Genomic DNA, 22,366 nt, shown 5'->3' with positions numbered 1-22,366 from the left:
AAGATGAACTCTATTAGACAAGACTATATTCAGGCAATATATAGGCTTTCGAAAGATAAGGGCTATACAAACAATAAAAATATTTCAGATTATTTTTCGATTAGCAGGCCGTCTGTAAGCGAAATGATCAAAAAGCTAATAGAAGATGGGCTGGTTATCCAGGAAAAAACTAAAATATATTTATCCGATTTAGGGGACAAGGAGGCCAAAGCAATCTTGTCTAAACATAGGATTTGGGAGTGCTTCCTAGTAGATGTCTTAGGTCTTAATGGAGGAATAGTCCACGACCAATCGGACTTGTTAGAACACGTCACAAGCGAAGAAATGTTTACAGCCTTGAATAAATTTTTAGATTACCCCAAAAAATCACCAAAGGGTAAGAGAATCTATACAAACGAAAATAAGTGAAATTTAAAAGCCAAGTTCAAATAGTAAGTGTAATTATATACACTTAAGATTGAGATTTGGCTTTTTTGATGTTTTTTATTTACTTTCATTTCCCAAATTTCTTAACTTGTCAACTTGCTCTTCACGACCTAAGACTATTAGGACGTCACCTATTTTAAAGGTGTAGGAACCATGAGGGTTAAAAATCATTTTGCCATCTTCAAATTTTTTGATAGCTAAGACTATTAGGCCAGTTTTGTTTGGGATTTGGGCTTCTATTAGGTTTTTGTTCTCTAGGTAGGATCCTCTTTTGACTATTACTTCCTCAAGGTCTAGCTCAACATCTCCTACTTTAGTGACTACGTCTAAAAATGACATTATATTTGGCCTTATCATTAGAGATGCCATTCTTTTTCCGCTTATTTCTGTAGCTGAAAGTGTCTTGTTGGCTCCTACTTTCATTAGTTTATCGCTGCCTGATTTTGTTATGGAGTTTGAAATAATATATATATCCTTATTCATATTCCTTGCAGTTAGGACAGTAACAATGTTATCAACTTCAGTATCTAGGGTAGAAATAAGGCCCTTGGCTCTCATGATACCTGCGTGGTCGAGGACGCTTTCTTCTGTGGATTGACCTTCAACTACCAAAATATCATGGTGGCTGTAATCATCTAGGTCTACACGGTTATTTGTAATTACTACAAAGTCTAATTTTTCTTTTATAAATTTATTTATAATAACTTCTGCAAGCTCACCTGATCCACAAATTATATAGTGATTAGTAAGAGCTGAAATTTTTTTATCCATCTTGCTTCCCTTCCACAAATCTCCAAGTTTTCCCTCAACAAACATGGCTACAACAGTTGTAAAAGTATAACCAACTATGCCTACTCCTAAAAAAATCATTAAAATAGAAAAAAGTTCAGATGCATCGCTAGTTGTGCCCACTTCTCCAAAACCGACTGTAGAAATAGTTATGACTGTCATGTAGAGTGCATCAACAAAGTCTACTTTTAGTAAGACCATATAGCCAAGAACACCAACTACAAGCAAAAATACAAAGGCGCCGATAATCAATTTAAGTTTTCTTTTCTCTTCCACACCCAGCTCCTCCTTTACTCGATTATAATATATTTCCCAATAAAAAGCTAGACCATATTGAATAAGGTATAATTTATATATATTTAGGAGGAGATGTCATGGAGAAATTAAAACAAATGTTACCTTACTTATTAATAATGATTGGAATATTTTATATATTACCAATGTTAATTATAGACACCGGCTCTGGCATGTTTATTCTATTAGTCCTAGTACCATTGGCTTGCTTATTAACATCCCTGGCTTACGGATTTAAAAATTCTTTTACTTTGACTTTTCCGATTTTAGTAATGCTAATATTTATCCCATCCATATTTATTTTTTATAATGATAGTGCGATTGTTTATGTTTTTGCCTATGGAGCCATATCCCTTGTAGGATCTTTTTTGGGAGCTAGCCTTAGTGGGAAGATTTAGAAGTGGTTTAGGAAAATTTATAAAGGAGTATAATTTGAAAGTTAAAAAGAGAACTTTATTATTGATAGCTGGCTTGGTCTGGCTAATTGCAGGTTTTAATGTAGCAAGGCTTGGAATCTTATCTTTTGGCTTAGTAGAAAAGATTTGGTATTTGTACGCCCTAACAATTTTAATCTTTATGATTTTTGGAAGAATGTTTTTTACTATGAGTGAAAAACATACAAAAAGAATCCTAGCCTATGAAGATAAAAGACCATTTTGGAATTTTTTTGATCTTAAATCTTATTTGATTATGGTCTTTATGATGACTATGGGTATTGGTCTTCGTAAAGCAAATATTTTACCAGAATTTTTTATAGCCTTTTTCTACACAGGACTTGGCCTTGCCCTAGCACTTGCTGGGATAATTTTCATTTATAATTATATTTTCATAAAAAATTGAAATAATAGGACCAAGATATGAAATATTTTACAAAAGAATACTACAAAGAATATCACTTTATTTTGTTTGATGAACTTAAAGTCAAGTATAAATGCAAGTGAATCGGAAATTAGATGAAGAACAAGAAAGGACCTTTGGATTTAGATAAATGAGTATAGAAGAAACTAGGGAATTTTATAGGGATTTTGATGACCTATGTGATTGTGCTTATTGCAGAAACTACATAAGAGAAATTAAGAAATCTTATCCAGATTTGACAGAATACTTGAATAAATTAGGCGTTGACATAGAAAAGCCATTTGAAACCATGCCAGGCGAGCCAGAAAATGATATTATAGAATACTTTGGTGTTCAATATATCGTAATTGGGGATAAGAAGGATTTTTCAAAGACAAAGCTTGGAGAAGTGGCAATTGACCTTGCAGAAGATTACCCAGATACTAATTTAGATTGTAAATATTATGTGATAGAACTAGGTCCGATTAAATTAGAATGGACAGATGAAGGGGAAATATGAAAGAAATATTTAAAGAATTTTCAGAAGTAAAAGGCGAATATGTAGAAGAAATTGCTGGTCAATCACGTTTTGCTTATAGTATATCAAACTCTGATGACCTTTTTGAAATAGAAGAGACTGTAAAAATCGATGGATTTTATAAGGGAAATGAAATTTGTTTTTATGACTATAAAACAAGTGAAATTTACAGGCCTTTTGATCTTAAAAAGAACATTGCTTATGGTAGGGTAATTTTTATTGATAATAGTTTTTACATCTTGCAAGTAGACTTTAATGAGGGGCTTGTAAATATTTATAAGTATTATCCAGGAGAAATTTTAGAAAAAATTACCGACTACAAGGTAAAAGATTTATCAACCTATAACCTTGAACTTGTTGGATTGGACCTTCACCTAATAAGCCAAGACTCTGAAACGCTTGAAATTTATTATCCTTACAGAAAAACCGTTAAACTTGAAGTAAGCGAGTCGGCTCTTTTTATAGACGATGGCAAGGTTTATATCAATCGCTGGATTGAAGAAGGTTGGGATGATGAAAAAGATGAAGCAGGAGAAGACTACAAATATTATGATAAGCTAATTATTAAAGATTTTGATTCAAATATTATCGAAGAAAGGCTTGGCAGTCTCCACCAAAGCCCAGACGGAACTTGGTGGCTTGCCTAGAAAAATATGACAAATCTAGATATATTCTTAATCGATTATGAAATTTATAAGGCAAATCCCAACTGGTGGCTTGAAATAATAGAAATTTTCTTAAAGCCAGGATTAAGATTCAAAGCAAGTTTTGAAAAAGAACAGAATAATATTTTGGAGTTACTAACTGCATATGGAAATGACCTTAAAATTAGTGATGAAAACAATCTTTTAAGGGTGGAAGGCATTACAAATAAGGAAATGATAAGGGATTTTAAGGCAATCTACAAAGTTGTAAACGGCGGTGGCATAGATCATTATAGTCCTTTTAACGGTATTGAAATAGGGGAAGACTACTCCAGTGCCCACCATGGAAGCGAGCTTTATCTAACAAACCTTAGTGAGGATGAGCTTGAAAAAATTTATAAAATAATAAATCCTTTAGACCAATATTTTAAAATTTGATATAAGCTAAAAGTTTTTAAAAATCTTTTTAGGGTAGGAATATAGGGAAAAGATAAAGGGAGGATTGTTATGAGAAAAGAAATTAAAAGAGAATGGGATTTTGAACTTTATTTTAAACCGGATTGTCCATTTTGCCTTAAGGTTTTGAATTTTTTTAAGGAAAATGACATAATTAAATTTCCGTCATATAATACTGAAGATGTGACTTCTGGCTATGAAAACCAAGATAAGCTAATTGCTGTAGGTGGCAAAATCCAAGTGCCTTGCATGGTGATAGATGGCAAGGCCATGTATGAATCAGACGATATTATCGCCTATGCAAAAGAAAATTTCCTGGAAAAGGCCAAGGAAAACAAGGCTAAGAGGAAAGAAATTTTAAAAACCGAATAAAAAATGATGAGCTGGTGAGGATTCCTCCTGGCTCATCATTTTTTTATTTTTTTAGTTTTGGGACTCTTCAATTTTTAATTTTTTGCCAGCGATTTTTTTGTTGTTCATAGTCCTTATACATTCATAAACCACACTTTTTTCTACATCAACAAAGCTATAAGATTTTTGAATTCTGATTTGTCCTATTTTTTTATTTGGCACATGGGCAAGCCTGTTTAGGGCCTTTATTATCTTATCCTTGGTGAAATTATCCATCTTGCCCCTGTTTAAAAAGAGAGTTGTCATGTTTTCGTCTTTATACTTGTTCGATTTTTTCTTATTAGCAGTCGATTTTTCCTTTGGCGTGTCAACACCAGCTATTTTTTCGTGGTGATCTAGATTGTCTTTGTTTAGCTTATCTGATAAGAGGACTTGGGAGATGACAAAGGGATCGTAGCCTTTTTCCATTAACCTAATTAGGATTGATTTCTCTCTCTCAAGAGTAGTATAATTTTCAAGCTTTTCAATGATATCATCAACTACGCCAGTCTCTAGATTCCTATCCATTTGAACTAGGCTTGGGATTTGTGCTTGTTTTATTGTAGCCTTGGTGTATTTCTCGATAGCCTTAAGCCTTTCATTATCCCTGCCAGAAATAAGGGAATAGGATAGACCACTCCTGCCAGCACGGGCGGTCCTACCTATCCTGTGGACGTAATATTCATCAAGCTGAGGGAGGTCATAGTTTATTACCATATCAACATCGTCTACATCTAGCCCACGAGCAGCCACATCTGTAGCTACCAAAATATCTATGGTATTGTTTCTAAATTTTTTCATAACTATATCTCTTTGAGTTTGCTTGAGATCACCGTGAAGGCCATCTACCAGGTAGGATTTTTTGCTTAGAGATTCTACGAGTTTGTCAACTTTTCTTTTGGTATTGCAGAAAATAATGGCAAGCCTTGGCTTGTTGATTTCTAAAAGCCTGGTTAGGGTTTCTTCTTTATCAGCTTCTTTTAATTTTATAAAATGTTGGTCAATTTTATTTACAGTTAATTCTTTTGCCTTTATCTTGATTGTTACAGGATTTTTCTGATAAATCTTGGAAAATTCTGAAATTTCCTTGCCCATAGTTGCTGAGAAAAAGCAAGTCTGTCTGTCCTTATTAGTAGCATCTAGGATAAATTTCATATCATCCCTAAAACCCATGTCAAACATCTCATCAGCTTCATCAAGGACTACGATTTTGAGATTATCAAGCTTGAGGACTCTTCTTCTCATCAGGTCCATGAGCCTGCCTGGTGTGCCGACAACAATTTCGACACCTTTTTTAAGAGTTTTGATTTGCTTTACAATTTGTGTTCCACCGTAGACTGACAGAATATTTATGCCTGTATGATATTTAGCAAGATTTCCTATTTCTTTTGCTACCTGGATACAAAGTTCCCTTGTTGGACATAGGACAAGGGCTTGGGTGAGTCCATTTGCTTCGATTTTTTCGATAATTGGGATAGCGAAAGCAGCAGTCTTACCTGTGCCAGTTTGAGCCTGACCTATAACATCTTTTCCATCTAAGAGGGGAGGGATGGTTTCTTCTTGGATAGGCGAAGGGGACTTAAATCCCATATCTGCAATTGCTCTTAATGTTTCTTCTGATATATATAATTCTTTAAATTCCACTATTTTTTCCTTTACTAATTCAATAAAAAAGGCAGCCGTCATTAGACAACTGCCAAATACTTATAGTATTATACTACAAATATTGAAAATAGCTCATAATTTCCAAAAAATGTTGAAATTTAATAATTTCACTTAAATTTTATAGGATTTGTATAGACACATATGTCTTCACCATCAATATTTATAGTTTCAATTGTTTTTCTAAGTTTTGTGTTTTTGCTGGTTAAAAGGGCTTCTTTTAAATCTAGAACTGGCTCTATGCAACAATCTGCTCCATCAAAAATATTTACCCATTCATCCCTGGTTTTTTCTTTAAATATTTCCCTTAAGACTTCTTTCTTCTCTTTATAGTCAGGGCAAAGGCAACCAGCCACAATCCATTCTTCCTTGCCTATTAATTTACAAAATTTTTCGAAAAACTTTGGTTCAAGAGCTCCGAAGCTTAGGTATTTGTCATCTTTTGTCTGGTAGAAATCATAAAGTGACCCACCATTTAGGGAATTTTCTTCCCTGCCAGGATTCATACCTGTCATCATAAGCCCAGCGCCAGTCATTGTGTTGTAGGCAATTACACTATCAAGGATTGAAACATCGATATATGATCCATTTCCAGTGGCATTTCTCTTATTTAGGGCAGCAAGGATACCTATAATTGCATTTTGTGCAGCTGCCATGTCAGCAACTTGCATACCATATAGAACAGGACCACCATCTTTCCTTCCAGAGTGCCCCATGATTCCTGATAAGGCAAGGAAGTTAATATCATGACCGGCCCTATCTTTGTAAGGTCCATCTTGACCGTAGCCTGTGAGGCTTAAGTAAAGTATATCAGATTGAACTTTTTTTATATCCTCGTAGGCAAGGCCAAACTTAGCCATTACTCCAGGCCTAAATTGTTCAATTATGCAGTTGTATCCTTTTTCTTTAATTAGCCTAATAATTTCCTTTTGACTAGCCTCTTCTTTTAAATTAAGAAAAATCTCCTTTTTCTTGTTATTTAACCAGGCCCTGTTTGCCGAAAGACCTTTTTTAGTTTTTGGATTTGAATCTAAGATTAGGTCAGTCCTGTTTGGTGCAGAAATTTTTAAAACTTCAGCTCCCATTTCTGCAAGCATCCATGTAGCATAAGGCCCTGGAAGTAGGGTTGTAAAATCAAGTATTTTCAAATTGTCTAATAAATTCATAATATCCTCTTTTCTTTATATTAATAATTTACCCATTAGTTTCATATTTAAAATCTGGTAAAATATTATTAGGAGATTAACGCGTTTTTGGAGAATTTATGGAGTACTTTGTAATTTTAATGTTCTTAGCCTTTGCTATTCATAACCTAAGAGAAAGTAAGGGAAAGAAGATCAGAATAGATATAAGACCTATTTATAATATTATATTGGTTATAGCTGGGATTTTGTATTTAGCTTTAGCTTATAAAATAGGAAGGGGAATAGAGTCAGGTATTGCAGCAATTTCTGCTCTGTTTTACCTTTGGACAATAATTTATTGTCAAGGAATTGGTCAAGATGGATTTTATGTATTACTTAGAAAATCAACCATTAGGAAAATTGAAATTTCTAATATAAGAGATATAAAGATAGATAAGGAAAATTATAAGCTTGAATTTTATGCAGACTCAACAATTTACAAGCAAAAATATAAGAAAGAAGATTTTCCAAAAGTTCTTGAAATTATAGGAAAATTTAAATGAAAAATCGCCCCAGAGGAGCGATTTTTTTAGTAGGTGAAAATACCTGTTGATATTAAAAACAAGACAAACATGATGACAGGTAAGAAGTACTTGGTCATTACGACGTAAAGACCTTTTTTGGCAAACTTCTTGCCACCATATTCCACTTCGTCTATTATCCATTGTGGTTTCATAATCCATCCTATAAAGATTGATGATAGGAAGGCTATTAGAGGCATCATGAAACTATTTGAAATATAGTCCATTATGTCTAGGAGTTGACCTGTTGAACCATTTGGTAGGGATACTTCAACGTAGAATTTGCTATAGCCTAGGGCAATTACTGCTGTTGCTATGAGATAAATAACAGATAGCACTAGGGTTGTTGATTTTCTTTCTGTGCCTAAGATTTCTATTGTGTTTGCAACTATAGATTCAAGTACTGATATACAAGAAGTTAGGGCTGCAAATGCTGCTAGAATGAAAAATAATAGGCCAATTATCCTACCAGCAGGACCCATTTGGAAAAATACCTTTGGTAGGGAAATGAACATTAGGCCAGGGCCAGCAGACATTCCTTCAACACCCAAAAATACATAAACAGCTGGAATTATCATTACACCTGCAAGCATAGCCACAGCTGTATCCATGATTTCTATAACTGATACTGATTTACTAAGATCTACATCTTTCTTTACATAAGATCCATAAGTAATCATGATCCCCATAGATACAGAAAGTGAGAAAAACAATTGACTCATAGCATCTAGGGATATTTGTAAAAATCTAGATAAAGTCATACCAGTAAAATCAGGCTTTAAATAAACTGCTAGGCCTTGGAGACCAGTTCTGATTTCATCATTTTCTCCACTTGATTTTAAGGTAAGGGAGAAAATAGCTATACCAACTACCATAATTAAAAGAATTGGCATAATAATTTTAGAAACTCTTTCAATTCCCTTCTCAACCCCGCCAAAAACTATCAAAGCAGTCATAACCATGAAGATTAGGCTGCAATAAACAGAAGCGTTTGAAGATATGAAGTTAGTAAAACAAGCATCTTCTGCAGCGAGTTTCATATCACCAGTTAAAAAATATTTTATGTAATTAAGTATCCATCCACCAATAACTGCATAATAGGTCATAATAATAACTGGTACAAAAAATGTAAAAATACCTAAAAATTTCCATTTTGAATGCATTGATTGGTAGGCATATATAGCACTCTTGCCAGTTTTACGACCAATCGCAAGGTCTGTAGTTAGGAGAACAAAACCGACTGTAAAAATTAAAGCCAGATATATAATAAGGAAAACTCCCCCTCCATCTTTGGCGGCAAGATATGGGAAGCGCCAAAGGTTACCTACACCGACGGCTGAACCGGCTGCAGCTAATACAAAACCAAGCTGGCCAGTGAATCCTTTATGTTCTTTCATAACAATTCCTCTTTTCTTATAATTTAATAGTCATATCATACCACCAAAAATTTATAATTAAAAGTTTTTTTTAATTTTTTTTCATTAATTTTATGGTAAAATATATTTTGAGATAGGAAGATGTTTGCTGTCTTGAAAATGAAATGAGGTGAAATGATGAAGATTGGAGTCAGTGCTTGTCTTTTAGGAGAAAATTGCAAATATAATGGTAAGAATAATTTTTCATCAAAATTAGAAGAAATTCTTAAAAATCATGACTTAGTAGCTATTTGCCCTGAGGTATTGGGAGGTCTACCAACTCCAAGAGATCCTGCTGAAATTGTTGGCGAGATCGTAAGGACCAAAGACGGGAGATCGGTTGATGATGAATTTAAAAAGGGGGCAAAAAAAGCTATAGAACTTATTAAGAGAAGTAAAGTAGAGCTTGTTGTATTGCAATCGAGAAGTCCATCTTGTGGGGTGGGAAAAATATATGATGGTTCTTTTACTGGGAAATTAATAAATGGCGACGGTATTTTTGTAAAATTATTAAAGGAAGAGGGAATAAAAGCTATTGATGTTGAAGATTTAACAAACATTTGATAAAAATTATGGTTTGTGAATTAAGACCTATTCATCAGATGAGTTTACAAGCTTAAATGATAATGCCATGGATCTAATGAATAAGCTAGCAGAAGCTAAGCCTGAAAGGGAGTTAAAGTTCTTGAAGAAATAGTGGTTAAGACAGGCATATTTGAGTATATGTTCTGGGATATGTGCCACAAGCAAGAGACTTGGACAGAAATTTAAATCAATCTACTAATTGTCATGAATTGCCCGAAAATTTTCGGGTATTTTCTTTTGTATATATCTATGGGAGAAATTTGGGTATATATAGTAGAGAAATTAATTTGATAGGAAGGCTCGTTATGAATAAAAAAATTGCAATTCAAGATACTTATGGTGAGAGGTTTCAATATTGTTGGGGATGTGGTCCTAAGAATGAAGAAGGTCTACATTTAAAATCTTATCCGACTGAAGATGGTAAGCAAGTTGTTGCAAAAGTTAAACCGGCAAAGGCCTTTACTGGTGGGGTGCCAAACAATTTATTTGGTGGTATGATTGCGATGATATTTGATTGCCATGGTACTGCAAGCGCTGCATTTTTTAAACACAAATCTAAGGGGCTTGAGCTTATGGAAGATACAGTTATAGAAAGATTTATAACTGCCCATCTAGAGATAGATTTCAAAAAGCCAACACCTATGGATGAGGAAGTTGAGGTAGTAGCAAGCCTTGAAGAATTAGGCGACAGGAAGGCTATAGTAAATATGGTCTTAACTTGTAAGGATGAAGTGAGGGCTAAGGCGAAGATGGTCGCTGTAGCTGTTAAGGATAATATGTAGGTTATTATGAAGTTTGAGAAATGTTGTTGCCATAGAAATACGAAAAAATATCAGATTTACCATATGCCAAGACCAAAAGACTGGGATAAGGACGTGATGGATGCCATTCAAATGCTATTGTGGTATATACCAAATATTGATTCTGTACAATCTTTTAGCGATGATCTTATTAGGAGTAAGGCCTTTGAAAACTTGACCTTTGCTTATGTACTAGATTGCCTTGGGATGAGCGAGAAAGATGTTTTGTTTATTAGACCTGGTGGTGAAATTTTCGATGAATATTGGGACTATTACCAGGGAGAAATTTGCACTTCTTGCCAAAAAATAATCCTGGTAAGGCAAAAAAATAAAACCAAGACTGAAGATTTATTAAGGTGCATAAGAAATGCAGTTGCCCATGGAGATTTTACAGTTGTTGGCGATATGTTTGTAGGTTTTAATGAACATAAGGGCGAGAAGAAGGCGATAATTAAGATAAAACCTAAAAATCTGATAAGAGCTTTAAGCAACATTTCAATTCAAGGTGAATATAACAAAGTTAGATTAATTGACGCGACCCTTAGGAAAAATGGTTTTAAAACCCAGATAGAGCCGAAAATTATTGATAAGGAAACTAAAAGATTCTATTACCTTGATATATTGGCGGAGAAAAATGGGCTTAAATATATAATTGAGATTAAGGATATTAGCTACAAGACTTATTTGAAAGTTCATGAATTTATGGAAATCTTGGCTAGTGTTGAAAAATATAGGAAGGCACTTGATCAGGAAAATACCAAGCTAGTCTTAGTTATAGATGAAACTAGATTAACTAAAGAATGTTGGGAAATGGCGTCTGGTTTTGATGACTTGATAGTTATTGACCTAAACAAGCTGATAAATATGCCTGAAACTGTTAAGGAGATATTTGCTTGATAGATGGAAAAATAAAAATTAGGTTGGAAGAAAAAAAGGATTATAAAAGAAAATTCGTAGAAAAAGTTCTAAGAGATTTACCTGATTGGTTTGGCATAGAAGAAGCTATTTTGGACTACGGCAAGGAAGCTAGAGAACTTGACACCTATATTATTAGCTTAAATAAAGAGGACCTAGGATTTTTAATTATAAAAGAGACTTCGCCTTATACAATCGAGCTTTATTGTCTGGGTCTATTTGCAAAATCAAGGGGTCAAGGCTTGGGCCGAATCCTTGTTGATGAAGTATTAAATTTATATAGGGAAAAATTTGGGTTTTGTCAGGTCAAAACTCTTGATGAAGGCATAGATAAGCACTACGATAAGACCATAGGATTTTATAAAAGTCTTGGCTTTATGAAGATGGAAACAATTAAAGAAATTTGGGGAGAGGACAATCCCTGTATGATAATGATAAAAAGTCTTTAAACATTAACTTGTTTGAAGGCTTTTTTTAAAAAATTCTTGCGAGATTTTTGTAAGTATGGTACTATAAATGTAACAAGATTAGTACTATAAATGTAACAAAATCTAAGGAGAATTTATGATAAGTTTAGCAATAGTTTCTTATTTTATTTTGTTAGTTACGATGTTTTTTGTAAAAGTACCAAATTATTTGCCGATAATAATAGGCTTGGGAGTATTTTTCTACATTTCTTTTTATTATTTTAAAAATGAAAGAGGAAGAGTGCAAAAATACTACACTCTAAAGGCCTTTTTATTAAGCACTTTAATATCTATAATAATTATTTTGGCCCTGGGAGCTATTCAATCGCTAACTCTTGGTTATGATCCAACAGATGCCTTGGATATAAAGGTGTTTAAGCTATATGTAACTTTATGTATTTTTGTGGTTTATACCTTAATTGCAAGGATAAAATATGTTAAAGATTTATAAATAAGAAAGGAGACTGTATTTGTTTGGATGTATTAATAGAAAATAGGATTAGAGAATTTAGGAAGGAAATGGGTCTTTCTCAAAACGCCCTGGCAAAAATGGTAGGACTTAAACGCAGGTCGATAATGGCTTATGAAAGTAACACAATTAGTCCTACCCTAGAGACAGCCTACAAGATTTGCAAGGTTTTTGATAAGGACATTAAGGAAGTATTTATATTTAAATAGGAGAAATTATGGGATTATTATTTAACACTAGCGAAGATATGGATAAAAAAGTAAGGGAAAAATTTGGAGATGATAAGTCTTATTTAATAGTTTTTAAGCACAATAGTCCTGCCAAGGATATTAGCAAATGGTTTTTAATCGGCGGCCTTTACTATACAATGGATTCATCAAGGACCTTCATTTTATACTTTGACCCTAAAGGAGTATATGAATCAGAGATTTCAAACTCAGATAAAAAAGATTTTCTCTTTATGGCTTGGAATGAAATAGAAGATTTTGAACTTGTTGAGGGCAACAAAAAAATACTCAAAATAAACCATCTGGGTAAAACTTATGAGTACGAAGTAGAGCTTAATGGCAGGCTCTTTAAAAATAATTTCAAAAACCTAACCAATCTTATGGAAAATAATTGGAATAGGATTGACTAATGAAAAATGGCCGAAGTGTGATGATTTTAGGAGCTAAGGAATACGAAACTTTTGACTTTGCTGATGACATATATTTGGTCGAATATTTTCCTGCCTATAAACTCACCCTTCCTTGGTATGAAGATAAGCTAACTGTGAAAATGGTAGATAACGCCGACGCACCTTATGACATCGACAAGCTAAAATTAATGTATGAGTACTTAAATAAAAATGGAGATTTATTTTATATAGCCTACAAAAATAAACTAGTAGGAGATTGTGCTATTTTTGATGATAACATGGTCGCTATCGTAGTTTCGAAAGAATATATGGGAATGAAAATAGGAAGCAAGGTTCTAGATAAATTGATATCCTATGCAAGGGAAAAGAAATTATCTTACCTAAAGGCAGAAATTTACGACTTTAACCAAGTTTCAATAAGTTTATTCAAAAGCCATGCTTTTGAAAAAATTGATAAAGAAATGTATAAATTAGAGTTAATATAAAAAATCGTCCGGGGAATTAGATTACTTAAAGTAAGTTATCTATCTCTTGGACGATTTTTATAATATATATAAATAAAATTCATATGTGATATAATCTAATTAAGAGATTTCAAAATATTAAATGTCAGGAGAATCATGAAGTGTTTGATAATTTATATGCTCATGTCGACCAAAAAAATAGTAATAAAAGACAAAAGTTGATTGATCATCTAGTAAATACTGCTGAAGGAAGCAAAAAAATTGGTGATAAAATTGGATTTGCCAATACTGCATATATAGTGGGCTTGCTACATGACATAGGGAAAATAAGTAAAGAATTTCAAGAAAAGATACTAAGTAATTCAAGTCGTCATGTTGATCACTCGACCCTCGGTGGTTACATTATTCTAAATTTATCTAATGATATCCTTAATAATTTGGAGGATGGTCAAGATAATATATTTACAAATAGTGGGATAGATGTGCTAGAAGTATATGATTATACAAATATTCTTATATATACTATTATGTCTCATCATGGCCAATATGATCAAGTAAGGGATTCTAAAAAGAAAGGATATGTATATACAAGTTTTGAAAGAATAGATAAAGTAGCAGATGAAGATTTATATAAAAAAGTAATCGGTTTATTTTTAGAAAATAGAATTGATTTAGCAGATATATTCACCAAAGGTTTTATAGAATATGTAGGTGTTATAAAAAAACTTATGGATTTAAGTAAATATAAAGAAACTTATGATTGTGAAGCTTTGGGCTTCTATAAAGGCTTAGTTATTAGAACTTTGGTGTCAATACTAAAATCGGCAGATATTAAAGATACGATAAATTCATATGAAACGATAATAGAAGAAGAAAATATAAAAGAGCTGAGTAAGATAAGAAAAGAATTTGAAAGAAAGGTAAATGAAAAATATGAGAGCTTTGGTATCCCTAATACTCTGATTAATAAAGTAAGACATAGAATATCTAATGATATTCTCAAGAGATCAAAAATTGACAAGAATGGAATTTATAAACTAAACTTACCTACAGGAGCAGGTAAAACTTTACTTTCATTAAGATATGGTATAAATCAATTAAATTATCAAAACAAGGATAGGTTTTTTTATGTGACATCATTTTTATCTGTACTTGAACAAAACGCCAAAGAGATGAAAGAAGTTCTTGGGAACAATGATTATATTTTAGAACACCATTCAAATGTGCTAGATAAAGATCTTGTCAAAAGTGACGATTATGGGGATGGTTTTGAATCTATCAGAAAAGATTATTTACTTGACAATTGGTCGTCACCTATTGTTATGACAACTATGGTTCAATTTTTTAACACTATTTTTAAAGGGAAATCCGCTAATCTAACCAGATTTAAGTCTCTCATAAACTCTGTGATTATTATAGATGAGTGTCAATCTATCCCAACAGAATATCTCTATATGACCAATCTTTCATTAAATTTTCTAAAGGTTGTGTTTAATGCGAATATAGTCTTATCTACTGCGACCCAGCCAACAAATTCAGAAAAAATTCTTAGACATAAATTATCTTATGGGGATATGGATTGTAAAAACGTGGAGATTATAAAGTTAGTAAAAGATGAATTAGCAAGTTTTAAGAGGGTAAATCTAAAATTATATAAAAATATAAGCGAAGAATACACTTTGGAAGATATAAAAGAACTATTACTAAAAAATCAGGACAAGTCATCGCTAATAATACTTAATACTAAAAAAACAGTTAGAGAATTATATGATATTTTAAGTTGTTATTATCAAGAGGATGATCTATATTATTTAACAACAAATTTGACTGCGTTTGATAGGATTAAAAAAATTAAAGATATAAAAAAGAGGCTTAATAGAAATGAAAAGATATGTCTTGTAAGTACACAATTAATAGAAGCAGGTGTGGATGTAGATTTTGAATTAGTCATAAGGTCAATTAGTGGTGTTGATTCGATTGTTCAAGCCATGGGAAGGTGTAATAGAGAAGGTAAAAGAAAAGCGTGTGAGACTTATGTAATCAATATTGATAGTAATCAAGAAAAAACTTCTATGCTAAAAGGTATTGATGAGAGAAAAGAAGCAGCTAGGTATGTGTTAAGAAATATGTATCAAAAAGTTGATTTGGACATTATTGTAAAATGCTATTTTAAAAAATTATATGCGAATATAGATAGAAAAGATTTTTCAACTATATTACAATTACTTTCTAATAATATAAATGCAAGGGATTTATATTTGAAATCACACAAAAATACCTCTTTTAAAATAGATTCTGGATTTATTTTTGATAATGAAAAAGATACTGCATTAAATATTTTTCAGTCATTTAAAACGGCTTATAATGAATTTGATTTTATAAAAGATAAACAAAATACAGCTGTAATCGAATATGAGGCCAGTAAAGAAATTATTAATGAGATAAGAGATTTAGAAATTGAATTTAAGAAGTCATATGATTTAAAACTGTTAAAGAAAATTAAAAGTCTTTGCAAAAGGCTCTCAATCCATAGTGTGAGTATAAATAATAAAGATCTTGATAAAGTTAGCTCAATCTTAGATGGTATGTTATATATAGTTGATTCAACTTATTATAATCCAAAATTTGGTATTGATTTTGGTGGCGAGAATATATTTTTATTATAAAAAAAGACCTTAGATGAGGTCTTTTTTGCATAAAATAATATTTCAATCCACAGTATATACTGACAATAATATTATATTCTATTATTCTTTTAAAACAATATTTGACATTATATTATTTACATAATATAATGAAAATAAAGGAGGTGAGGTAATGAAATCAAAGTACTTTTATGCAAAAATATATGGAGATAGGGCAATGATAACAAGCCCTGAAAGTAAGAGCGGGGGTGAAAAACAGTCATATGGAATTCCGACTAGGGAGATGATTAAGGGTATTCTTGACGCAAATTATTTCAAACCTGTTCTTAAAAATGTAGTTGATGAAATAAGGATAATGAAAAAAATCGAGTCTCACTCACAAGGTACTAGGTTGTTGCTAAGTAACTACAAGAGTGATTTAAGTTCTTATAATTACCTGACAAACGTTTGCTACTATGTAAAATATCATTTTGAATGGAATGAATATAGGGATGATCTCAAAAATGATAGGAACATAAAAAAACATGAGGCTATAACAGAAAGATCCCTTAAAAGAGGTGGTAGAAGAATAATATTTTTGGGAGTAAGTGAATGTAATGGTTATGTTGATATACTTAACGAGGATGAGTATGAAAAGGATGAGGGATATTACGATCATACAAATCTTAGCTTTGGAATTATGTTTAACTCATTCATTTATCCTAAAAACGAGGGAGAACCTCTAAAATCAACATATGCTCCAATAAATATGATTAATGGAAGGATTAAATATCCAAAGGATGAAGAGTGTGATATTGTAAATATCGTTTCAAACTATACTTATAAAAAACCTAAAATAACAAAGACGGTAGACTATGAACTAGAAGGATATTGAAAGGAGGTTGTATGAGTTTTTTTACGACTTTGTTTAAGTCTTACAATTATGGTTTGAATCATGGAATGATAGATAAAAATGACGACAATACTTATCTTATTCTGCCTTTATACCATAATAGCATGAAGTCTAATGGAAAAAATATTATTGAAATAAAATTAGATAAAGCAAGCAATTTGCTTGAGGCATATTTTTTGAAAAGTGATGAAATCGTTATTTTTCCAGTTACAGAAGATTCTGTTTCTAGGTCGAGTGGGGTTTCGCCTCATCCACTTTTTGATAATTTTGACTACCTAGTTAAGGATAATAATAAAAAATCATTATCATATTTGGATGGGATTTCAGGTTGGCTAAATTATGAAAACATTGATTTTGTGAGGATATTTTATAATTTTATTAATAGAGATAAGGCTTTCGATGAAATATTAACTAAATTATATGGAGATTACAAAATAAAAAATCAAAAAATAATAGAGTATATAGATAAAAGTAGTGGAAATGGGAAAAAATCAAATGCTGATTTTTCAAAGATATATTTGTCATATAAAATCGAAAATTATGACGGTTTAAGAGATGTTAGTATAACAGAAAATAAAACTTTGCACAAAAAATATATAGATTACGTTAACTATATATTAAAAAATGATAAAGACACGCCTAAAATAACATGCAATATAAGTGGTGAAAAAGATTATTTGTGTTTGAAACATAAGCCTCTTTTAGGCTCTGCAAAATTGATATCACAGATAACAGCAAATAATGAAAATTTTTATGGTAGGTTTACTGATCCGAGTCAAACGATAAAAATTGGAAAAAATACAAGCCAAAAAATCATGCAAATGGCTAAGGCTTTATTAGATTGTAAAAATACGTCTAGATGGTTAGGAGGAATGACATATGCCATAAGTTGGTTTTCTGATGATATACAAAATGAATCAAATTTAGATTTGACCAAAAATATCAAGTTAGTTAATAAAGTATCAAAAAATAATTTTTTAAATAAAAATATAAAATTTGAAGTGCATCCAGATAATAATACTGGTTTTAAGTTTGCTGATGAAATAAGCGAGAATATAGTTAAATCATTTACTAATGGGAAAATATTATTTTCTGATAATTCTAGCTATTATTTTGCAGTTGTAGATAAGATAAGCAATGGAAGGGTTTCAGTTAGATATTTCAATGAAATTAAGAGCTCCGAACTAATAGTGAATCTAAAAAAGTGGCAAGAGAATTATCACTGGTTTGGGTATTCAAATGATAATGGTCAATTCAATTACACTCCAGGTTTAAGAAGATTTATATTCGCTGCTTACGGCACAGAAAGAGATGGGAAGTTAGAGATAGATAAAGATAGTTTCTCAACAAGTCAATTTTCAAATATAATGGCTGCTGTTGTAGAAGGTAGGCAGATGCCTCAGAACATAATAAAAGCTCTAGAAATTAATATCAGAAATAGACAAAAATATAATAATGCTTGGAATGAGATTGAATTGTGTACACTAGCTGCCCTAAGAAATAAGGAGGAAATTGATAACAATATGTTAGATAGGAAAAAATTAGATAGATCATACTTATATGGAAGACTTCTTGCTTTATATGAGTTAATAGAGGCAAACACATATTCCAATGATGATGCAAGAATTACTAATGCGGAAAAGTTATGGTCAAGTTTCATAAATAATCCAGTAACAATAAATTTCAGGCTAAGAACTTTAGTGATGCCATATAGGTTTAAACTTAAAGCTGATGAAAAAAAACGTAAGTTGTGCGAGAATATAGATAATGAAATAACAACTGTTTCAAATTTAATAAGCGATAATTATGGTGATAAGGACCCATCATATAATAAGCCTTTAGGCCCTGGTTTTATATTTGGCTATGAAGGTCAAAAAAATTATATTGAATATTTAAATTATAAAAAATCTATAGAAATTGATAAGGAGAATTAACATGATAAATAATAAAATTGATTTTATATTTACAATTGAAGTTAAGGGCGCTAATCCTAATGGAGATCCACTTGCTAATAATATGCCAAGAATAGATAACAGAGGTTTTGGGATAATAAGCGATGTATGCCTTAAAAGAAAAATTAGAAATAGGATGCAAGACATGGGGCATGATATTTTTGTACAAGCTCAAGATAGAAGCGACGATGGTTTTAATTCATTAGAAAAAAGATTTGAAAATAGTTTTCCTAGTAAAGATGAGATAAAGGATGAAGTTGTAACAGCAGAATCAAATAATAAATGGATGGATGTTAGAACTTTTGGTCAGGTAATAACATATCAGAAAAGATCTATAGGTATAAGGGGACCAGTAAGTATATCTGTTGCTAAATCCATTGAACCAATAGATATAACTACTATGCAAATTACAAAGAGTGTTAATGGAATGGAACCTAAGGCAGGTAATTCTAGGAGTGCAGATACAATGGGAAGTAAGCATTTTGTGGAATATGGAGTCTATATTGTAAACGGAAGCGTCAATGTTTATTTTTCTGAAAAAACTGGATTTGATGATAAAGATTTAGAAGTCTTAAAAGAAGCAATAAGAACTTTATTTATAAATGATATATCATCAGCTAGACCTGATGGTTCAATGCAAGTTAAAGATATATATTGGATTACACACTCATCAAAAATTGGCAATGTATCTAGTGGCAAGATAAAGGATTTGATAGAATATAATAATCGTCCATTAGATAAATTAGAAAAAACTTATGATGACTATGAAATAAAATTAAAAGACAAGGAATTAGGAGAATACAAGGGATTAGGTTTAAAAGTTGAACATTTTGTAGGAATTTAAAATGTATTCGGAAGATGAATATTTAATGATTAGTGGGATTCAACATTATTTGTTTTGTAAGAGACAACGGGCTTTAATTCATATAGAGAATGAGTGGAGTGAAAATACTTTTACCAAGAATGGGGAAATAATCCATAAAAAAACAGATAATCCAATGATAAAAGAAAAAAGAGAGCGAAAAATTATTTCTAGAGCTATGCCTGTATCCTCAAAAGAACTTGGAATTAGTGGCATTTTAGATACAATAGAATTTCATAAAGCAAATGAAGGAATAAAAATAGTTGGGAAACAAGGATACCGGAATCCCATAATTGTTGAGTACAAGTCTGGTAAAGAGAAGAAATACCAGTATGATAAGGCTCAGTTAATGGCTGAGGCTTTATGCATAGAAGAGATGTTTGCTACTAAAATTAAAAAAGGATATATATACTATCACAAAACTGATGAAAGATTAGAAATCGAATTTAATAATGATTTAAGGAACTTGACTATAGATACTATATTTGAGATGCATCAAGCGTATCAAGCGAAGAAGATTCCGTCAGCCTCTTATTACAGAAAATGCAATCTTTGCTCCTTAAATGATAAGTGCTTACCTAGATTAACAAAAAATATAAATCTATCAATAATTATATATACGGAGAAGTATTATGATAAATTTACTAAATATCCTTTACCTAACAAATCCTGATTATTATATAAAAAGGGAAGGAGAAAATATAGTTGTTACTTATGAAGGTAAGAGATTAAAAGCATTCCCTATTCATATATTTAGACAGATTGTGTTATTTAATTACATGGGAGTAAGTCCAGGTGCAATGAAGTTATGTATGGAAAATAATATTATGATCACTTTTTTTACACCTTATGGTAGATATTGTGGAAGAGTGGTAGGTAATAGCTATGGGAATATATATAACAGGAAAAAACAATATTTGCTATCAAGTACTGATGAAAGTATTGATTTTGTGAAAAATATTATATACGCAAAAGCGTATAATAGTAGGAAAGTTCTAATTAGAGGCAAGCTAGATAATAAAGAAAAAATAGACATAAGTAAAATAGAATTTTCTATAGATTTCATTAAAGATCAAATGAAAAAAATCACAAAAGCAAGCAATAAAGATACCATAAGAGGAATTGAAGGAAATATAGCAAGAGAATACTTTTCTGCACTTGATGAACTTATAATTAAGCAAAGAGAAGATTTTTTTATGGTAGAGAGAACTAAAAGGCCACCAATGGATAGATTTAATGCATTATTGTCCTTTATGTACAGTATATTTACGAATGAAATTACAGCTGCCTTAGAGGGAGTTGGTGTTGATCCATATGCAGGATTCTTTCATACAGATAGGGCAGGCAGATGTAGTATGTCATTAGACATAATTGAAGAATTTAGAGCTATAATTATAGACAAGTTTTGCTTATCTCTTATTAATTATGGCAGAATAAATAAAAATCACTTTATTATAAAAGAAAATAATGCAACTTTACTTAACGAAAAGGGAAGAGATCTGGTTCTACAATATTGGAACAAAAGAGAACAAGAAGAAGTAATGCATTATTATTTAGATAAAAAAATCAAAGTAGGTCTTTTATCACATATACAGGCTCAACTATTAAATTCTTATATAAGAGGAGATATACCTTCATACCCACCATATATGCAGAAGGACTAAATATGTATGTAATAATTACTTATGATGTAGAAACGAAGTCTAAAAGTGGAAATAAAAGACTAAGGGATGTTGCAAAAATATGTAAAAATTATGGACAAAGAGTTCAAAATTCAGTATTTGAATTACAAATTTATCCAGCAGATTTAATACAAATAAAAAATAAATTAGAGGAAGCGATAGATAAGGAGAGAGATTCAATAAGAATATATAATTTAGGAAAAAATTGGGAAAGGAGGGTAGAAACATTAGGAAAAGATGAATCTTATAATCCATCAAGTGATTTATTGCTGCTATAGGATGAGATGCCTAGTTAAACATAAAATTATATAAAATAGCTCAAAGTATTGGGCGCATTAAAGAGACAAAACTCATAATAAATGACTAAAATGCAGAAAAAAGAATAATAAATATTAAAAATCTGCGGTCGCCTCCCATACGGAGGCGTGGATTGAAATTGCAAGCCTTTATATAATTCATCCAATAGCTTTCGTCGCCTCCCATACGGAGGCGTGGATTGAAATATTATTTCTTCAAGCCTTTCAGCCCTTATGTCTATGTCGCCTCCCATACGGAGGCGTGGATTGAAATATATTTTCTTTTAAAGTTATAATTTGTTACCGCTTGTCGCCTCCCATACGGAGGCGTGGATTGAAATTAATGTGGAAGTGCTTATATTACCATCAGCATCTTCGTCGCCTCCCATACGGAGGCGTGGATTGAAATCAAATCATTTATAAAATTTTCTAACCTGCAATCAATAGTCGCCTCCCATACGGAGGCGTGGATTGAAATTGGGGGTCTCGATGCTTACCTTATCTGGCTTTGTGGGTCGCCTCCCATACGGCGTGGATTGATTTT

Annotated in this window: 27 protein-coding genes and 1 CRISPR repeat array; of the genes, 23 read left to right on the top strand and 4 right to left on the bottom strand. The window is 31.7% G+C overall.

Annotated elements, in window-relative coordinates:
• The first annotated feature begins 3 nt into the window (after positions 1–3).
• Positions 4–408 carry a metal-dependent transcriptional regulator gene (locus tag HMPREF1630_RS05270; protein ID WP_037327740.1) on the top strand — a complete coding sequence of 135 codons (405 nt, stop codon included), beginning with the start codon at positions 4–6 and terminating at the stop codon, positions 406–408.
• A gap of 75 nt (positions 409–483) precedes the next feature.
• Here the strand turns inward: HMPREF1630_RS05270 and HMPREF1630_RS05265 are convergent, their stop codons facing one another.
• Positions 484–1,491, bottom strand: a complete 1,008-nt coding sequence (locus HMPREF1630_RS05265; RefSeq protein ID WP_037327739.1) for a potassium channel family protein — start codon at positions 1,489–1,491, stop codon at positions 484–486.
• Positions 1,492–1,589: 98 nt separating this feature from the next.
• Between HMPREF1630_RS05265 and HMPREF1630_RS05260 the strand changes: the two genes are divergently transcribed.
• The 6 genes from HMPREF1630_RS05260 (at position 1,590) to HMPREF1630_RS05235 (ending at position 4,356) form a co-directional block, all read left to right on the top strand.
• Positions 1,590–1,907 (top strand): hypothetical protein, encoded by a 318-nt coding sequence (locus HMPREF1630_RS05260; protein WP_004827704.1) that lies wholly within the window; start codon positions 1,590–1,592, stop codon positions 1,905–1,907.
• A 34-nt stretch (positions 1,908–1,941) separates the two neighbouring features.
• Complete coding sequence (locus tag HMPREF1630_RS05255; RefSeq protein ID WP_037327738.1) at positions 1,942–2,349, top strand: hypothetical protein; 408 nt, start codon at positions 1,942–1,944, stop codon at positions 2,347–2,349.
• Positions 2,350–2,497: 148 nt separating this feature from the next.
• Positions 2,498–2,866: a hypothetical protein gene (locus HMPREF1630_RS05250; RefSeq protein WP_037327737.1), complete on the top strand. Its 369-nt coding sequence runs from the start codon at positions 2,498–2,500 to the stop codon at positions 2,864–2,866.
• Complete coding sequence (locus HMPREF1630_RS05245; RefSeq protein ID WP_052039380.1) at positions 2,863–3,531, top strand: hypothetical protein; 669 nt, start codon at positions 2,863–2,865, stop codon at positions 3,529–3,531. The genes HMPREF1630_RS05250 and HMPREF1630_RS05245 overlap by 4 nt, the downstream gene beginning before the upstream one ends.
• 6 nt (positions 3,532–3,537) lie before the next feature.
• On the top strand, positions 3,538–3,966 hold the full coding sequence (locus HMPREF1630_RS05240; RefSeq protein ID WP_037327736.1) for a hypothetical protein: 429 nt from the start codon (positions 3,538–3,540) through the stop codon (positions 3,964–3,966).
• 69 nt (positions 3,967–4,035) lie between these two features.
• Positions 4,036–4,356, top strand: a complete 321-nt coding sequence (locus HMPREF1630_RS05235) for a glutaredoxin family protein (protein WP_037327734.1) — start codon at positions 4,036–4,038, stop codon at positions 4,354–4,356.
• A 51-nt stretch (positions 4,357–4,407) separates the two neighbouring features.
• On the opposite strand, the gene HMPREF1630_RS05230 is transcribed toward HMPREF1630_RS05235, so the two are convergent.
• Positions 4,408–6,018, bottom strand: a complete 1,611-nt coding sequence (locus tag HMPREF1630_RS05230; RefSeq protein WP_037327788.1) for a DEAD/DEAH box helicase — start codon at positions 6,016–6,018, stop codon at positions 4,408–4,410.
• A 128-nt stretch (positions 6,019–6,146) separates the two neighbouring features.
• Positions 6,147–7,202, bottom strand: a complete 1,056-nt coding sequence (locus tag HMPREF1630_RS05225) for a CaiB/BaiF CoA transferase family protein (protein WP_037327732.1) — start codon at positions 7,200–7,202, stop codon at positions 6,147–6,149.
• Between the two features lie 98 nt (positions 7,203–7,300).
• On the opposite strand from HMPREF1630_RS05225, the gene HMPREF1630_RS05220 reads away from it, so the two are divergent.
• A complete protein-coding gene (locus tag HMPREF1630_RS05220) occupies positions 7,301–7,723 on the top strand; it encodes a hypothetical protein (RefSeq protein ID WP_037327730.1) in 423 nt (140 codons plus the stop codon).
• Positions 7,724–7,749: 26 nt separating this feature from the next.
• On the opposite strand, the gene HMPREF1630_RS05215 is transcribed toward HMPREF1630_RS05220, so the two are convergent.
• On the bottom strand, positions 7,750–9,138 hold the full coding sequence (locus tag HMPREF1630_RS05215; protein WP_037327729.1) for a sodium-dependent transporter: 1,389 nt from the start codon (positions 9,136–9,138) through the stop codon (positions 7,750–7,752).
• A gap of 153 nt (positions 9,139–9,291) precedes the next feature.
• Here HMPREF1630_RS05215 and HMPREF1630_RS05210 point away from each other — a divergent pair, with 153 nt between their 5' ends.
• The 15 genes from HMPREF1630_RS05210 to cas2 all read left to right on the top strand — a co-directional run bounded on the left by HMPREF1630_RS05210 (position 9,292) and on the right by cas2 (position 21,804).
• The gene (locus HMPREF1630_RS05210) at positions 9,292–9,720 is read left to right on the top strand and encodes a DUF523 domain-containing protein (protein ID WP_269319699.1); all 429 of its coding nucleotides are present in this window, start codon (positions 9,292–9,294) and stop codon (positions 9,718–9,720) included.
• Between the two features lie 326 nt (positions 9,721–10,046).
• Positions 10,047–10,523: a hotdog domain-containing protein gene (locus HMPREF1630_RS05205; RefSeq protein ID WP_037327727.1), complete on the top strand. Its 477-nt coding sequence runs from the start codon at positions 10,047–10,049 to the stop codon at positions 10,521–10,523.
• Positions 10,524–10,586: 63 nt separating this feature from the next.
• Complete coding sequence (locus HMPREF1630_RS05200) at positions 10,587–11,438, top strand: hypothetical protein (RefSeq protein WP_197049866.1); 852 nt, start codon at positions 10,587–10,589, stop codon at positions 11,436–11,438.
• Positions 11,435–11,905 (top strand): GNAT family N-acetyltransferase, encoded by a 471-nt coding sequence (locus HMPREF1630_RS05195; protein ID WP_052039378.1) that lies wholly within the window; start codon positions 11,435–11,437, stop codon positions 11,903–11,905. The genes HMPREF1630_RS05200 and HMPREF1630_RS05195 overlap by 4 nt, the downstream gene beginning before the upstream one ends.
• Before the next feature lie 115 nt (positions 11,906–12,020).
• Positions 12,021–12,374: a hypothetical protein gene (locus tag HMPREF1630_RS05190; RefSeq protein ID WP_004827676.1), complete on the top strand. Its 354-nt coding sequence runs from the start codon at positions 12,021–12,023 to the stop codon at positions 12,372–12,374.
• Between the two features lie 23 nt (positions 12,375–12,397).
• Positions 12,398–12,601, top strand: coding sequence for a helix-turn-helix transcriptional regulator (locus HMPREF1630_RS05185; protein WP_004827673.1), 204 nt, complete (start codon positions 12,398–12,400; stop codon positions 12,599–12,601).
• A gap of 8 nt (positions 12,602–12,609) precedes the next feature.
• Positions 12,610–13,029, top strand: a complete 420-nt coding sequence (locus HMPREF1630_RS05180; RefSeq protein WP_004827670.1) for a hypothetical protein — start codon at positions 12,610–12,612, stop codon at positions 13,027–13,029.
• Positions 13,029–13,514, top strand: coding sequence for a GNAT family N-acetyltransferase (locus tag HMPREF1630_RS05175; RefSeq protein ID WP_052039377.1), 486 nt, complete (start codon positions 13,029–13,031; stop codon positions 13,512–13,514). The genes HMPREF1630_RS05180 and HMPREF1630_RS05175 overlap by 1 nt, the downstream gene beginning before the upstream one ends.
• Positions 13,515–13,654: 140 nt before the next feature.
• Entirely contained in the window at positions 13,655–16,159 is a 2,505-nt protein-coding gene (locus HMPREF1630_RS05170; RefSeq protein WP_037327723.1) for a CRISPR-associated helicase/endonuclease Cas3, read from the top strand.
• Between the two features lie 151 nt (positions 16,160–16,310).
• Entirely contained in the window at positions 16,311–17,012 is a 702-nt protein-coding gene (gene cas5c / locus HMPREF1630_RS05165; protein ID WP_037327722.1) for a type I-C CRISPR-associated protein Cas5c, read from the top strand.
• A gap of 122 nt (positions 17,013–17,134) precedes the next feature.
• Positions 17,135–18,964 carry a type I-C CRISPR-associated protein Cas8c/Csd1 gene (locus HMPREF1630_RS05160; RefSeq protein WP_231549513.1) on the top strand — a complete coding sequence of 610 codons (1,830 nt, stop codon included), beginning with the start codon at positions 17,135–17,137 and terminating at the stop codon, positions 18,962–18,964.
• Between the two features lies 1 nt (position 18,965).
• Positions 18,966–19,826 (top strand): type I-C CRISPR-associated protein Cas7/Csd2, encoded by an 861-nt coding sequence (cas7c, locus tag HMPREF1630_RS05155; RefSeq protein ID WP_037327717.1) that lies wholly within the window; start codon positions 18,966–18,968, stop codon positions 19,824–19,826.
• Between the two features lies 1 nt (position 19,827).
• Entirely contained in the window at positions 19,828–20,517 is a 690-nt protein-coding gene (gene cas4 / locus HMPREF1630_RS05150) for a CRISPR-associated protein Cas4 (RefSeq protein WP_156095809.1), read from the top strand.
• Positions 20,477–21,508, top strand: coding sequence for a CRISPR-associated endonuclease Cas1 (gene cas1 / locus HMPREF1630_RS05145; RefSeq protein ID WP_037327709.1), 1,032 nt, complete (start codon positions 20,477–20,479; stop codon positions 21,506–21,508). The genes cas4 and cas1 overlap by 41 nt, the downstream gene beginning before the upstream one ends.
• 2 nt (positions 21,509–21,510) lie before the next feature.
• Complete coding sequence (gene cas2 / locus HMPREF1630_RS05140; RefSeq protein WP_037327707.1) at positions 21,511–21,804, top strand: CRISPR-associated endonuclease Cas2; 294 nt, start codon at positions 21,511–21,513, stop codon at positions 21,802–21,804.
• Between the two features lie 127 nt (positions 21,805–21,931).
• Positions 21,932–22,300: direct repeats of the CRISPR family, unit length 32 nt; unit sequence GTCGCCTCCCATACGGAGGCGTGGATTGAAAT.
• Positions 22,301–22,366 lie beyond the last annotated feature (66 nt).

Source organism: Anaerococcus lactolyticus S7-1-13, from assembly GCF_000758765.1.
Classification (GTDB): Bacteria; Bacillota; Clostridia; order Tissierellales; family Peptoniphilaceae; genus Anaerococcus; species Anaerococcus lactolyticus.
Note: the sequence above shows the minus strand (reverse complement) of the source record. Positions and strands in the feature narration are given on the sequence as shown.

Coding starts and splice junctions, on each gene's coding strand:
- HMPREF1630_RS05270 (WP_037327740.1), top strand. CDS start 4: ATGAACTCTATTAGACAAGACTATATTCAGGCAATATATAGGCTTTCG.
- HMPREF1630_RS05260 (WP_004827704.1), top strand. CDS start 1,590: ATGGAGAAATTAAAACAAATGTTACCTTACTTATTAATAATGATTGGA.
- HMPREF1630_RS05250 (WP_037327737.1), top strand. CDS start 2,498: ATGAGTATAGAAGAAACTAGGGAATTTTATAGGGATTTTGATGACCTA.
- HMPREF1630_RS05245 (WP_052039380.1), top strand. CDS start 2,863: ATGAAAGAAATATTTAAAGAATTTTCAGAAGTAAAAGGCGAATATGTA.
- HMPREF1630_RS05240 (WP_037327736.1), top strand. CDS start 3,538: ATGACAAATCTAGATATATTCTTAATCGATTATGAAATTTATAAGGCA.
- HMPREF1630_RS05235 (WP_037327734.1), top strand. CDS start 4,036: ATGAGAAAAGAAATTAAAAGAGAATGGGATTTTGAACTTTATTTTAAA.
- HMPREF1630_RS05225 (WP_037327732.1), bottom strand. CDS start 7,202: ATGAATTTATTAGACAATTTGAAAATACTTGATTTTACAACCCTACTT.
- HMPREF1630_RS05220 (WP_037327730.1), top strand. CDS start 7,301: ATGGAGTACTTTGTAATTTTAATGTTCTTAGCCTTTGCTATTCATAAC.
- HMPREF1630_RS05215 (WP_037327729.1), bottom strand. CDS start 9,138: ATGAAAGAACATAAAGGATTCACTGGCCAGCTTGGTTTTGTATTAGCT.
- HMPREF1630_RS05210 (WP_269319699.1), top strand. CDS start 9,292: ATGATGAAGATTGGAGTCAGTGCTTGTCTTTTAGGAGAAAATTGCAAA.
- HMPREF1630_RS05205 (WP_037327727.1), top strand. CDS start 10,047: ATGAATAAAAAAATTGCAATTCAAGATACTTATGGTGAGAGGTTTCAA.
- HMPREF1630_RS05200 (WP_197049866.1), top strand. CDS start 10,587: ATGCCAAGACCAAAAGACTGGGATAAGGACGTGATGGATGCCATTCAA.
- HMPREF1630_RS05190 (WP_004827676.1), top strand. CDS start 12,021: ATGATAAGTTTAGCAATAGTTTCTTATTTTATTTTGTTAGTTACGATG.
- HMPREF1630_RS05180 (WP_004827670.1), top strand. CDS start 12,610: ATGGGATTATTATTTAACACTAGCGAAGATATGGATAAAAAAGTAAGG.
- HMPREF1630_RS05175 (WP_052039377.1), top strand. CDS start 13,029: ATGAAAAATGGCCGAAGTGTGATGATTTTAGGAGCTAAGGAATACGAA.
- cas5c (WP_037327722.1), top strand. CDS start 16,311: ATGAAATCAAAGTACTTTTATGCAAAAATATATGGAGATAGGGCAATG.
- HMPREF1630_RS05160 (WP_231549513.1), top strand. CDS start 17,135: ATGAAGTCTAATGGAAAAAATATTATTGAAATAAAATTAGATAAAGCA.
- cas7c (WP_037327717.1), top strand. CDS start 18,966: ATGATAAATAATAAAATTGATTTTATATTTACAATTGAAGTTAAGGGC.
- cas4 (WP_156095809.1), top strand. CDS start 19,828: ATGTATTCGGAAGATGAATATTTAATGATTAGTGGGATTCAACATTAT.
- cas1 (WP_037327709.1), top strand. CDS start 20,477: ATGATAAATTTACTAAATATCCTTTACCTAACAAATCCTGATTATTAT.
- cas2 (WP_037327707.1), top strand. CDS start 21,511: ATGTATGTAATAATTACTTATGATGTAGAAACGAAGTCTAAAAGTGGA.